Below are 13,068 nucleotides of genomic sequence, written 5' to 3' on the forward strand. Positions count from 1 at the left end.
GAGACGCATAGAAGCCGAAAATGCCACGTTCCTCGAACTGTCTTTTGACGCCAGTTCGAGCTCGAACAGGCCATTTGCCGGGTAGCAACGCGCAGGGGGGGTGAGACCACGATCCTGACTGACATGGAAAAATCGGCAGCCCGGACATTTAATGCGTCCAGCAGCGTTGAATCGACAGTGTCATTAGAGCCGAACTCCGCTTGGAGTTGCTTGGCAGCCAGGCCTCTGACTTTTTGCTAGTGTCTGAAATTTGTCGAGTTGCTAAGCGAAATTTTGCGGCGCGTGGCATCTGTGTGGCGACAAATGTCTTTGGCGGGGCGCCGCGTTACATTCCGCCCATTGCTGAAAGCGGAGAAGCGATGTTACGTTTAACACGAGAGCAACTCTATGAGTTGGTTTGGTCGGAGGCCATGAGTCGTCTTTGCAAGGCGATCGGCATCTCTGACGTGGCGATAGCCAAACACTGCCGCAATGCAGGCATACCAATTCCGGAGCGTGGATATTGGAACAAGCTACACGCTGGTCAAAAGGTTGCACGAACAGCTCTTACTCCACGCGATCTTTCCACGGTCAACGTCATTGAAATGAGTGGTGCGTTGACACCGGAGTTGAGAGCACGCATTACCGGGGAGCCGGGCATCGATGGCGAAGAAGAAAGCATCGATGTGCTGACAGAGCGGTTTCGCCAACGACTCGGCAAAGTGACCTTATCGCGCGATCTAACACGCGCGGATCCAGCTATCGCAAAACTGCTGAAGCGCGATGAGGCGGCCCGCCAAAAGATGGCGTCGAGCTCGTACCATTGGGATAAGCCGCTCTTTGACTCCTCCTATGAACGACGACGCCTGCGCATTCTGGACTCAATCTTTCGCGCTTTTGCGCGCACCGGCGGCGGAAACGCGCACATACGAGATAGGGAGGCACGCGAGATATCAATTCACGGCCCTACCGCGGTCAGCATCACCCTGGACTCTCTCAAGAATCGCATGGGACGTAATCGACAGGCAAAGGACGAGGAAGGGCAGCTAGAGCTGCGTGCGGAGGGCGGCCAGCATCATCCAGAGATCGTCTCGGTTTGGAAAGATGACGATAACGGTAAGCTCGAAGACAAGCTTACCGAGATCGTGATTGGTCTCGCGGTTGTAAGTGAGCGGGAATCACGGCGATGGCAGGCCGAAAGAACCGAATGGCAGCGTAAACGCGAAGCAGAAGAGTCCGAAGCCCGCCGTAAAGCGCAGGAGAGGGCCGAAAGGCAGGAGCGTGAACGGATTGCCGCCGAGAAGAAGGCGCGGCGCGATGGCCTACTAATCGAGGCTACAAACTGGCGACAGGCGGGTCTCATACGCGAATACGTGAAAGCAAGACGCGCTTTACAAGTTTCGCAGATCCCGGAATTCGAAGAATGGGCGCGTTGGGCTCTGGAAGAAGCAGATCAAATGGATCCGTTTTCCGGCACGGCAAAGAGTGGGCCAACAGAACCCGAGCCGGAATGACGTAGGCCGCATTGATGTTCGTCGTCGCGAGTTGGCGAGCTCCATGTCGACTTAGACCAAGCGCCATCGTCAGCGGTCGAGAGTATTTCCGTTCCGCTGCGCTTCGCGTCCGCATCGGCAGCTCCGGTTTTATCTCGCCAGGTAAGCGACATCGCTTTTGAAATAGAATGTCGCGCCAAACTTGTCTGAGGTGAGGGCGGGTTCAAGTCCACGCGCATCAAGCGTCCTCTTGACCTTGGTGTGGTGATAGCCCGTCACCAACGTCAGCTCATAAAGTGAAATATAACGATCGCGAAATTGCTTGAGGCTATCGTTTGGAATGAGCCGAACGGGACACCTATTTAGGGGGCTTACGGCCGTAACGATATTCAGATGACCGCCGGCTATAAGCAACTTCGCCACACGTTCGGTTGTCTTCAGCTCTTTAAGCGCCACGTAAATTGGAACGCCGTCCGGATATCTTCCCCGGACGAGTTCCTTGATCTCTTCAATGTCGACCAGCAATGCGGCGAAGCCGTGCTGTGCCGGATCTAACCCTAGCCACCGTAGCTTCTTCCCAAGAATGAGTTGAACGATTTCAGCGATACTGCAGTTTGCTTTCTTGACGGCCTTCTCGATCGGACAAATTGGTGGTTGCGGGTCGCTAACGGGAGTCGCGCCTTCGAGAAGCGAGCGCAGGAACGCATCAAGATCGTCGCGGGCGAAAGCGAGATCGCCGAGCCCCTCTGCTCCTTCGGGGACGCAGGGAAGGATAAAGCCATTCTGATAAAGCAGCTTGGCTTGGGCGCGGCCAACACCGAGATGAGTCCGAGCCTCTTTGAGATTGAGGGAAGTGACGGCGCGGGCGATAAACTCTTCGGCCGAGGATGCATTAAAAAAAACGCGGCTGGACGGATATTGATCAAGTCCAGGAGGAATGATACCGGCCGCGACCAACAGTTTTCGAAGCCGCTTAGGGTGAGCCCCGCTCTCCTGCGATGCCGTGATCACCGAATGGATCACGCGTTTTTCGACGGGCTTGCCGAGGATGATGTCGCCAGGTCCGACAGGGCTGTTCTCGATAATATGGCGTCGCATGAGATCGCGTACAGTGTTCGCCGTCAGCACCCCTGAGACAAATTGAGGGTCTTCACGAAGGGAGGATTTCTGGTTCATCGTAGCCGTAAGGAGCGAAGATGAAGCAGAAATCCGGACCGGGCAAAGCGCCGGCAGAACAAGTACTGAAGGACATCCGGCGCCAGACGCGTCGGCAATACTCTGCGGAAGAGAAGATCCGCATCGTGCTGGAGGGACTGCGTGGCGAAGAGAACATCTCCGAGCTGTGCCGGCGGGAAGGCATTGCGGCCTCGATGTATTACGGCTGGTCGAAAGAGTTCCTCGAAGCCGGTAAGCGCCGGCTGGCGGGCGACACAGCTCGTGCCGCGACGTCCGGCGAGGTGAAGGATCTCCGTCGCGAAGCCACCGCATTGAAGGAGGTCGTGGCCGATCTGACCCTGGAGAACCGCCTGCTCAAAAAAAGCATGAACGGGGATGGGGAGGACGAGGCATGAGATATCCTGCATCCGAGAAGGCCGAGATCATCGAGTTGGTTGAGCAGTCGCATCTGCCTGCCAAGCGCACGCTGGAAAAGCTCGGCATTCCCCGCGCTACCTTCTACCGATGGTACGATCGCTATCGTGCGGGAGGGCCTGAGGCGTTGGCCGATCATCGCTCACGACCGGATCGCGTCTGGAACCGTATCCCGGACGACGTCCGCAGCCAGATCATCGATCTGGCGCTGGAGGTCCCTGAGCTATCGCCGCGAGAGCTGGCCGTGCGATTCACCGACGAGAGAAAGTACTTTGTCTCCGAGGCCTCGGTCTATCGGTTGTTGAAGGCACACGACCTCATCACCAGCCCGGCCTACGTGGTGATCAAGGCGGCGAACGAGTTCAAGGACAAGACCACCACTATCAACCAGCTCTGGCAGACCGACTTCACCTACCTTAAGATCACTGGCTGGGGCTGGTACTACCTCTCCACGGTGCTGGATGACTTCTCGCGCTACATCGTGGCCTGGAGGCTTGGTCCCACAATGTGCGCTTCCGACGTCACGGCCACGCTCGACCAGGCACTGGCGGCATCGGGCCTTGATCACATCACCGTTGTACACCGGCCGAGGCTTCTCAGCGACAATGGGGCGAGTTACGTGGCAGACGACCTGGCCAGGTGGCTCGAAGGCAAGGGCATGCAACATGTGCGCGGCGCACCATATCATCCTCAAACCCAGGGCAAGATCGAGCGCTGGCACCAAACCTTGAAGAACCGCATTCTACTCGACAATTATTATCTACCCGGCGATCTCGAGCGGCAGATCGGCGCCTTCGTCGAGCACTACAATCACGTCCGTTATCATGAGAGCATCGAAAACGTCACACCGGCCGACGTCTACTTCGGCAGAGCAGAGACGATCATCGCAGAACGCAAACGCATCAAGCTTGCTACCATCGCAAACCGCCGCTTGCAGCACCGACTGCAGGCCGCTTAAACTCTAACCCCTGATGAGCCAGCGCCTCTCTTCTCGAAACGCCTGATCAGTCTCAAATTATCTGACGACGGACAATCCAGCCACCTCGACGGCTGAGCGCATCGCCTTTCGCCAGATCAATAAAAATACCGGCAATCGTTTGCGCCAGCAGCTCATCGACGAAGTGACGCGCGAGCCAGTAGAAGGCGAAGACAAGGGCAGGGGCTACGAATACGCAAAGAACAGCTATATTCAAATTGATGACGCAGAACTCGATGAACTTCAGATCGAGAGCAGCAAGACGATCGACATCGATACCTTTGTGCCGCGCGCGCAGATCGACGAGCGCTATTTCAACAGCAGCTATTACATCGTGCCAGACGGAAAGGTCGGCCAGGAAGCCTTCAGCGTCATTCGTGAAGCGATGAGGGACAAAAAGATGGCGGCGCTCGCCCGCGTCGTTCTCGCCAAGCGCGAGCATGTCATGATGCTCCAGCCCTGGGACAAAGGTATGATGGGGACGACGCTGCGCTATCCCTACGAGGTTCGAAAAGCCGACGACCTCTTTAGCGAGATCGAGGATTTCAAAGTCGCGCCCGACATGATGAAGCTGGCCGACCACATCGTCGAAAGCAAAACCGCCGATTTCGATCCGGATCAATTCCACGACCGGTATGAAGATGCCGTCGTTGAGTTGATCCGGTCGAAGCGTGCCGGTTTGCCAGTCGCGCCGCAGCGCGTGTCTGAAAACGCGCCGAATGTCATCAGTCTCATGGATGCTCTGAAGAAGAGCCTGGCCGAGGGAACGAGGACGCCGCCCGCAGCCGCTCCAGCAGCCGCGAAAGCGCGCGCCAAAAAGCCGGCGAAGCGCGCAGCCGGTCAAACCGAGATGATTATGCCGATTGAGGGCAAGAAGCCGAAGGCCACGACGCCAGCTGCTAAGCCCGGACCTCGATCTGCGACCCGGAAGAAGACCGGCTGAGCTCGGAGCGCGCAGGATCTTATGGGTAAAAATCCTTCCAAGGAAATCGCTGAACTCGGCTCGGGAAGCGCGCCGCATCTGGAGGAGATGAAAAGCATCTTTACGCTTCGCATTGGCAACGCATTTTCGATCGAGGCAGAGGCACGGCAACGCCGGCTGGCGTCGTGAGCGTTGGTGTCGCGCTGGGTCTCGCCGTGCTCGCTTTTAGCGCCCTGGCGCGGGCGAGGCGGAATCCATGAAGCTCAACGGCTCCATGGCCACGGCCTTCTGCCTCCCTGGGCGATTCGGAGGAGCAAGATGGCCAAGAGCGGGCAGGCGATGTCCATGTAGAAGACGATCCCCGCATTGCCAGGCGCGAAATTTTGGGCAGTCAGCATCTGTCGAATATGGCCGATAGCGTCGCCGAGAAGAGCTATTGAAGAAACCATGACCGCAGCGGCCTTGAATTCGAGGCTTCGCCAGAAGGCCAGGCAAGCGGTCGCGCCGAATGCCAGATCAGCGATCCCAACTTCAAACTGAAATGGGCTCGTCTTCCAACCAATGAACGCCGCGGCTGTCTTTGCGAAGAAAATATGGAAGACGCCAGCCCAGAGCCCCGTCAAACCGATCGGCAGTAACAGTATCCAGCCGAGCAAACGCTCGGGAAACGGTCCTCGACGGCTTAAAATTGCGGCCACGAAGGCGACGCCGAGCAAAATGGCAGGCAGATTATGAAGTACGAACCGGATTGAAGAACCCAAGGCGTCCTCCGTAGGAATCGAGACGTCGGCCGAGAGGATTGCATGCGCAAATCTTTAAACGCCGTTCAATTCAAGAGTTCAAGCGACAGGAGAACGCCGGGGTCGGCTCGAACTGGCATCGTCATGATTGGACGCGCTCGAACAGTCGATTCTTGCGATTGGTCGAACTGGCATTTCAGCCAGCTACATAGCTTTCGCTAGTCTCGTTCTTTAGAAAAGGGCAGCCACCGTCCGCTTTTAAGCGGACAGCGATCCACGGCGACTTCGCATCACACTGGAGTCATTGGCGTGATATACATTTTCATGGCCATTGGTTCGACATTCCGTCCGCGTTGGCTTCCGAAGAGAAGCTTTCCGCCGTATGCGTACCTGCCGGGCATGCAACCGCATCCCGTACGCGACCCCGCGGGGCATAGCTACCAAGTCGAGTCTCTGGTCTTTGCGGAGGCGTCGCTTAACTCTGACGTGTTCCTCTGGGGGCTCGACCTCTTCAATCACGGTTATTACTGGGAAGCGCATGAAGCCTGGGAAGGTCTCTGGAAGGTCGCATATCGAGGCGACCCATTGCGTATCCTCTTCAAGGGTTTGATCCTATTGTCGGCAACCGGCGTGAAGATTCGAGCGGACAAACATGCGGCGGCCGTGCATCACGCCGGACATGCCGCGGAGCAACTTCGTCGCCTGACACCGGATTCCGCGTTCGAGCGCGCACTCGGCATGTCACCCTCGACCCTCGCTGAAAACGCCGAAGCGGCCGTACGAAATTCCACTGCGTTACAGGTAGCAGCTGTTGGGCAGCCCCAACCTGTGTTTGATTTTATTCTCGGATCCCGCGGACTGCGGAGTGAATCATAAAGCGGAAGCGGCCATCTGTGGCCGAGTAATCTGCGAGCTCAGTTTATCTACAATCCCTGCCGAATCACTTCCGGCCCTTGGCCCCGGCAACTTTGCGTCGTTCTAGCAGGCTGCTGAAAAACCCTCTTCCTTTGCGGGGCTGATCGTGATTCCATTTCGTTGGGAGACAGCAGCATGCGCGGCAGTGACGAAGGTTCGGGACAACTTTTCAGTTATGTTGATCTGGAGGCGCGGGTGCGCCGTGATCATCCGTTGCGAGTGATCCGCGCGATCGCCAACGAGGCGCTCGGAGCCCTGGCGGCGGATTTCGCGGCGCTCTATTCGAAGGTCGGCCGTCCGTCGATCCCGCCGGAACGGCTGCTGCGGGCGATGCTGTTGCAGGCTTTCTATTCAGTTCGCTCGGAACGCCAGTTGATGGAGCGATTGGATACCGACTTACTGTTTCGTTGGTTTGTCGGGCTCGCCATTGACGATCCGGTGTGGGATGCGACGGTGTTTTCCAAGAACCGCGATCGTCTGCTCGATGGGGCGATCGCCGCGAAGTTCCTCGCCGCCGTGCTGGCCCAGCCGCGCGTCAAAAGGCTGATCTCGTCGGATCATTTCTCCGTCGATGGCACGCTGATCGAGGCTTGGGCCTCGATGAAAAGCTTCAAGCCGAAGGACGATTCAGGGGATCAGCCGCCGTCAGGTCCTGGCCGCAACGCCGAGGCGGATTTCAAGGGTGAGAAGCGCTCGAACGAGACACATGCCTCGACCACCGACCCCGAGGCCCGACTTTATCGCAAGGGGCCGGGCATGGAAGCAAAACTCGCTTTCCTCGGCCACGCCTTGATGGAGAACCGTTGCGGCCTCATCGTCGATGCCTGTCTCACGCCCGCCAACGGCCATGGCGAACGCATCGCGGCGCTGGCCATGATCGAGCCGCGCGCCGATCGGCCAAAAGCCATCACGCTCGGCGCCGACAAGGGTTATGACGCGGCCGATTTCGTCAATGAACTGCGAACCATGAATGTGCGTCCGCACATCGCGCAAAATATCAGCGGCCGGCGTTCAACCATCGACCGGCGAACAACGCGCCATCAGGCCTATTCGGCGAGCCAGCGCATTCGTAAACGGATCGAGGAGGCCTTTGGTTGGATGAAGACCATCGCCGGGCAGCGCAAGACGAAGTTTCGCGGCGTCGATCGCGTGGGCTGGGCCTTCGCCTTCGCCGCCGCAGCCTACAACCTCGTCAGACTACCGAAATTGATTGAGGAGATGACACCATGATGCCACCTAAGGCGTCGCTCATCACAGCCACATCCGCCGACCGTCATCATCGACAAAGCCATTCTCGGAAAGTCAGCAGCAACTCTCTCCGCGCCTGAAGCACCGCAATTTTTCAGCAGCCTGCTAGGCCGTTCACGCGTTTGCGAGTGCCGAACCCGCCGCCGTCAAACTACCGGCCTGCCGCGTCGTCGATATGAACCGTGGCGATCAAATGGATAATCGCCGCGCGGAGCTTGGCGTTGGACACAGGCTTATGCAGTAGTAGGAGACCGCTGGCCTGTGCATCGGCTAGTCGATCTGGCGCGGTGTCTCCGGTAATCAACATGGCGGGTATTGGCTCATTGTAATCGGCGCGCAGCCGCTCGATGACCGCAATTCCATTTTCACCGTCGCGCAGGCGATAGTCGCAAATGACGAGATCCGGCCGCACCGGGCACGCCGATAGGAGTCGTGTCGCTTCGTCTCCAGAGGCCGCTGCGATGACATCATGGCCCCATGCCCACAGCAGGCTCGACATCGCCTTGCGGATCGCCAGTTCATCGTCGATGACGACGATGAGCCCCCGCGCAAACGCACCTTGAGTCCGCTGGGGGCCATTATCCTTCGTCTCGGCGGCGTCCTTGGCGAGCGGGAGTGCGACGGCAAAACAAGAGCCACGGCCAGGCTGGGAGCGAAGTGTCAAGGGGCAACCGAGCAGATCGGTCAATCGACGTACGATGGCAAGGCCGAGCCCGAGCCCCTTGGCGCGATCGCGCTCCACATTCCCGAGCTGGTAATATTCCTGAAATACCCGATCTTGCTGATCGGGTGGGATGCCGACGCCGGTATCCCAAACCTGTACCGACACCATCGCGCCGTTTGGGCGGCAGCCGACAACGATCCGGCCTCCATCGGTATAACGCACCGCATTCGAGACAATATTTCGCAGAATCCGTTCCACGAGCACCGGGTCGGACTCGACGATGGCACGGCTAGGCTTTTGGATGAGGGATAGGCCGTTCGCCTTTGCCTCGCCGACATGATCGCGGCAGATGCGTTCGAGTAACGGGTCAATGGCGAAGGCGCACCGATGCACCTCGACGGTGCCGGCGTCGAGACGGGAGATGTCCAGGAGCGCGGCAAACAGACCGTCCATCGCGTTGGTCGACAGCTCGATCTGTTCGAGCAATTGCTGGCCTTCCGGCGGCATTGGGACACGACGCAACGCGCCGACGAACAAACCCAGCGCGTGAACCGGTTGCCGCAAATCATGACTTGCCGACGCGAGAAACGTCGATTTGGCGAGATTGGCCGCTTCGGCAATTTCTTTTTGCTTGCGCAAATCCTCCGCCAAATATTCGGTTTGGATGCGCAGGCCGACCAGCTGCTTGAAAGACCGATTTGCTTTGACCCCGAGAGCGCCCATTGTGCCGACGAAAACCACAATGAGTGGAAATGCTGCCTGCTGCACAGGGTCGCCGGACGTGAGGGGGCCGCCCTCGTACGCGGCGAAACGGTTAAGCTTCGATCTTTTGGTCTGTTTTCTGTTCGTGCAAAGCGCGAGCGCATCGGCCGTAACCCACGCACTGGTGTCGAGACACCGATCAAAGCCCGCCGCGTTGTGATTTTCCGGCCCTCGAAAGCGCTCGTTGCACTCATCAATGGCGAAAACGCTGATGATACGGAATTATCAGAAGATTGATTGGGTTATTCATGCAAGCAATTCGTGAGATCCGCTAGCGTGGAACTGCTTGGCTGAAAAAAGACGGGGAATCAGTGTCTGAATTTATTCGATTTCGTTACAACACGATGGCTGAAGTGACTCCTGGTGGAGAGTGGAGGTGGCGTGTCGTATTCGAGCGCTCGGGAGCGTTTGAAGAGGTCCTCGCAAGACAACTTGTCTTGAACGTGCCGTCATTTAGCACGGAAGATGAGATCCCAGGGGTCGGCCGAAAATACCACCTGGCTTGCTTTGGCGTATTTCGTATCGAAGACGGGGTCGGGATTGTCGATTCGGACTAATTCGGCTTCCGATGACGAAAGAGCAGTCGTCTTTTTTCAAAGAAAATAGCGGGCGTATGAGAATTGTCTGGATGTATGCTTGCCAGCATTGCGCGGAGACGGAGTAAGCCACCATGTTGCGCGTTTTGATCCTATTCAACCGCGCAGCGCATATTGTTTGCTGATTACCCATCTGCTGACGACCGCGAATGTCAGTCACATCCGCCTGAAAGACAGCCCCGGCGAAGATATTGTGGCGACGTCTGATTGATCACCTTCATTATCGCGCCCTTCGGGCCGAAACATCCTCCGGGAACCGGAAATTCTCCGCGACACCGCTGCACTTCAACAGTGTTCCATGCGGCAGAAGCACATTGCGCTTTGCCGTTACAGCGTTTCAAGATGGTCGCAACGATTTGTCCGTCCTTTGGCATCAAGCCCGCGCCCGGCATTTGCTGAGCGTGAGGGGAAGCGGAAGAAACTGAGTAAAAAAGCGCCATGAATGCCTAGGCTCCTTCCTTGCTCCTTCCTTTTGGGTATTTGGAAGGCTCGCCAGGAGTTTAGTCTCCTCTGACTACACTGTTGTAGCCCGGCAACAACGCACCGAGAGGTGCGCCTGCTTCCGAACGATTTTCTGCGGGTTCGAAGTCAACCAATCGTCTTCATTGCTGGAAGCGCCGCGTCCCCAGGGCTGGGAGCTTTGGCTCGCGCGGGTCGCGCTGCGGATGATCGGGTAAACAATCGTGAAGTTTGACGTGCAGATTTGTGCGAGGGCGTTTTTGCTCTGGCGGCGTCGGCCGTTGGGTCTTGCGTTGCTTGGCTCGATCTGTGCGGTGACGCGGGTTGATGCGGCGCCCGGGGATTTTTTTTCTGGTTTGTCTTCGCCGTCTTCGTCGCAGTCGCGAGCGGCGCCGGGCTCTCGGTCAGATTCTGCTTTTGATGGTGCGAGCGACGCGGTTACAGCTGGCGCCGCGCCGCGGCAAGGGGTGCCGGGTGCGGCGGGCGATACGGATGCGCAGGGCAGTTCTGCGCCATCCTCTGACGGTTCGGCATCTGAGATGTCGCCGGATGCGCGAAGCTCGAATGTTTCGGGCGATGACGCTGCGTCTGATGAGTCCGCCTCTGATGGCTCGGCTGCGGCGGCGGCGGGGTTGTTAAGTTCTGGCTCGAGCGGCGGCAGCGGCGGTTCCTTTTTTCGTTTGCCGTCGAGTTGGGGGGCGGGCGCGTCAGGGCAGGGCTCTGAGGCTGGCGTTTCGGAAGACGAGAGTTCGGACCCATCCGGGGCCGGATTGCCGGGCCGGAGATCCTCCGGGGCTTCGGTTCGGATTACGTCGGATCCAGCGGCGGTGGCGTTTTATGCGCTGTCGAAGGTTGTGCCGGCGGGTCTGCGGCCGGGCGGGTCTGGTTCGGCGGCGAACGCATCGAAAGCGGCGGCGAACGCGACGGCGTCTCAATCGAATGCCGCCGCGGGTTCGTCAACGTCCCCTGGCGCGGCGCCGTCGGGCTCTGGATCGCATGCGGCGGCGCAGACTGGCGGGGCCACAGGTTCAGGCGCCTCTGCGTCGGCCTGCGACGCCCAGGGCGGGCGCGGTGAGGACAAGACCAAGACCAAGTCAGGCCAGCAGATCGCGGGCAGGGCTGACGAGGGCAAGGTTGGCAAGGGCGCCGGCAAGACGCGGCAGGTCGCCTGCGCGCCGATGCCCCTGGCTTCCCAGGCGCCGTCACGTTTTGAGATCGACCAATATGCGGTTGAGGGGGCGGATTCGCTGCCGGAGATCGATGTCGAGGCGGCGGTCTATCCGTATCTGGGGCCGGGCCGCACGGCGCGGGATGTCGAGAAAGCCCGTGCGGCCCTGGAGAAGTCGTATCACGACAAGGGCTATCAGACCGTCTCCGTCGCACTGCCGCAGCAAAATCCGCAGGACGGCATCGTCATCCTGAAGGTGACGGAGCTGAAGGTCGGGCGGCTCAGAGTCAAGAACGCGCATTATTTCGACATCGACAAGATCAAACAGCGCGCCGCCTCCTTACGCGAAGGCACGCTGCCTGATTTCAACGCCGTGACCAGCGATATCGTCGCGCTCAATCAATGGCCGGACCGCCGCGTCACGCCAGCGCTGCGCGCCGGCATCACGCCCGGCACCGTCGATGTCGATCTCAACGTCAACGACAGCGCGCCGATGCACGGCAGCCTCGAGATCAACGACCGGCAATCGCCGGGCACCTCGCTGTTACGCATTACCGGCACGGCGCATTACGACGATCTCTGGCAGATCGGCCATTCGCTCACCTTCACCTACCAGGTGGCGCCGGAACGTGTCTCCGATGCGCAGGCCTTCTCGGGCTCCTATCTCGCCCGCATTCCCGGCGTCGAATGGCTGAGCTTTCTGCTCTATGGCGTCTATTCGCAAAGCGACGTCGCCGCACTCGGCGGCCTCAACGTCGTCGGCCCCGGCCAGATCGCCGGCATTCGCGCGGTGATGACACTGCCGTCGCGCGGCAATTTCTATCACACGATCTCGATCGGCCCCGATTACAAGCACTTCGACCAGACCGAAGAGCTGAACGGCACGGGCAACAATACGCCCGTCACCTATCTCCCGCTCACCGCCGCCTATAGCGCGACCTATCAGGAAGACAAGGCGCTGACGCAGGGCGATGTCAGCCTCGTCGCTGGTCTGCGCGGCGTCGGCAGCGATCGCGATGAGTTCGACAATAAACGCTTCAACGCCCAGACCAATTTCTTCATCCTGAAGGCCGACCTGTCGCGCACCCAGGACCTGCCGCAGGGTTTCCAACTCTACGGCAAGGTGCAGGCCCAGGCCACCGACGAGCCGCTGGTCTCGAGCGAAGAGTTCAGCCTCGGCGGCTTCGATACCGTGCGCGGTTATCTCGAATCGGAAGAACTCGGCGACGACGGCGCCGCCGGCACGCTCGAACTGCGCAGCCCCGATGTCGCGCCGAAGCTGCGCAAAATTCTGACCGATGCCGATGGTCACCCGGCGTTCGATTCCTGGCGCTTCTTCGGCTTCGTCGATGGCGGCGTCGCCACCCTGCAAGCCCCGTTGCCGGAGCAGCAGGCGCGCTTCGTCGAATGGAGCACCGGTGTCGGCACCAATTTCCAGATCTTCACGCATCTCAACGGCATGCTCACGCTGGCGCTGCCGATGATCAGCCAAACCGACACGATCGCTCACGACCCGCGCGCGCTGTTTCGCGTCTGGGGGGATTTTTGATGGACCG

Annotated in this window: 11 protein-coding genes; 8 read left to right on the forward strand and 3 right to left on the reverse strand. The window is 59.1% G+C overall.

Annotation, left to right across the window (positions count from 1 at the left end):
* The first annotated feature begins 200 nt into the window (after nucleotides 1-200).
* Complete coding sequence (locus WDN02_RS12825; RefSeq protein ID WP_337293865.1) at nucleotides 201-1,493, forward strand: hypothetical protein; 1,293 nt, start codon at nucleotides 201-203, stop codon at nucleotides 1,491-1,493.
* Between the two features lie 129 nt (nucleotides 1,494-1,622).
* Here the strand turns inward: WDN02_RS12825 and WDN02_RS12830 are convergent, their stop codons facing one another.
* Nucleotides 1,623-2,648 (reverse strand): hypothetical protein, encoded by a 1,026-nt coding sequence (locus tag WDN02_RS12830; RefSeq protein ID WP_337293866.1) that lies wholly within the window; start codon nucleotides 2,646-2,648, stop codon nucleotides 1,623-1,625.
* Nucleotides 2,649-2,668: 20 nt separating this feature from the next.
* On the opposite strand from WDN02_RS12830, the gene WDN02_RS12835 reads away from it, so the two are divergent.
* The 3 genes from WDN02_RS12835 to WDN02_RS12845 all read left to right on the forward strand — a co-directional run bounded on the left by WDN02_RS12835 (nucleotide 2,669) and on the right by WDN02_RS12845 (nucleotide 5,149).
* A protein-coding gene (locus WDN02_RS12835; RefSeq protein WP_337291674.1) for an IS3 family transposase occupies nucleotides 2,669-4,020 on the forward strand; the annotation gives its coding sequence in 2 pieces (ribosomal slippage) (nucleotides 2,669-3,005 and nucleotides 3,005-4,020; 1,353 coding nt in all).
* A 115-nt stretch (nucleotides 4,021-4,135) separates the two neighbouring features.
* On the forward strand, nucleotides 4,136-4,981 hold the full coding sequence (locus WDN02_RS12840; RefSeq protein WP_337294938.1) for a Ku protein: 846 nt from the start codon (nucleotides 4,136-4,138) through the stop codon (nucleotides 4,979-4,981).
* A 21-nt stretch (nucleotides 4,982-5,002) separates the two neighbouring features.
* Nucleotides 5,003-5,149 carry a hypothetical protein gene (locus WDN02_RS12845; RefSeq protein ID WP_337293867.1) on the forward strand — a complete coding sequence of 49 codons (147 nt, stop codon included), beginning with the start codon at nucleotides 5,003-5,005 and terminating at the stop codon, nucleotides 5,147-5,149.
* Nucleotides 5,150-5,223: 74 nt separating this feature from the next.
* On the opposite strand, the gene WDN02_RS12850 is transcribed toward WDN02_RS12845, so the two are convergent.
* Nucleotides 5,224-5,721, reverse strand: a complete 498-nt coding sequence (locus WDN02_RS12850; protein ID WP_337293868.1) for a DUF6790 family protein — start codon at nucleotides 5,719-5,721, stop codon at nucleotides 5,224-5,226.
* 288 nt (nucleotides 5,722-6,009) lie between these two features.
* Between WDN02_RS12850 and WDN02_RS12855 the strand changes: the two genes are divergently transcribed.
* Both WDN02_RS12855 and WDN02_RS12860 read left to right on the forward strand, forming a co-directional pair.
* On the forward strand, nucleotides 6,010-6,576 hold the full coding sequence (locus tag WDN02_RS12855) for a DUF309 domain-containing protein (protein ID WP_337293869.1): 567 nt from the start codon (nucleotides 6,010-6,012) through the stop codon (nucleotides 6,574-6,576).
* A 174-nt stretch (nucleotides 6,577-6,750) separates the two neighbouring features.
* A complete protein-coding gene (locus WDN02_RS12860; protein ID WP_337293870.1) occupies nucleotides 6,751-7,845 on the forward strand; it encodes an IS5 family transposase in 1,095 nt (364 codons plus the stop codon).
* Nucleotides 7,846-8,014: 169 nt separating this feature from the next.
* On the opposite strand, the gene WDN02_RS12865 is transcribed toward WDN02_RS12860, so the two are convergent.
* Nucleotides 8,015-9,091 carry a hybrid sensor histidine kinase/response regulator gene (locus WDN02_RS12865; protein ID WP_337293871.1) on the reverse strand — a complete coding sequence of 359 codons (1,077 nt, stop codon included), beginning with the start codon at nucleotides 9,089-9,091 and terminating at the stop codon, nucleotides 8,015-8,017.
* Here WDN02_RS12865 and WDN02_RS12870 point away from each other — a divergent pair.
* The gene (locus tag WDN02_RS12870; protein ID WP_337293872.1) at nucleotides 9,074-9,526 is read left to right on the forward strand and encodes an HU family DNA-binding protein; all 453 of its coding nucleotides are present in this window, start codon (nucleotides 9,074-9,076) and stop codon (nucleotides 9,524-9,526) included. The two genes, WDN02_RS12865 and WDN02_RS12870, sit on opposite strands and share 18 nt — an antisense overlap.
* Nucleotides 9,527-11,171: 1,645 nt before the next feature.
* On the forward strand, nucleotides 11,172-13,061 hold the full coding sequence (locus WDN02_RS12875) for a ShlB/FhaC/HecB family hemolysin secretion/activation protein (protein ID WP_337293873.1): 1,890 nt from the start codon (nucleotides 11,172-11,174) through the stop codon (nucleotides 13,059-13,061).
* Nucleotides 13,062-13,068 lie beyond the last annotated feature (7 nt).

This window comes from Methylovirgula sp. (genome assembly GCF_037200945.1).
Classification (GTDB): Bacteria; Pseudomonadota; Alphaproteobacteria; order Rhizobiales; family Beijerinckiaceae; genus Methylovirgula.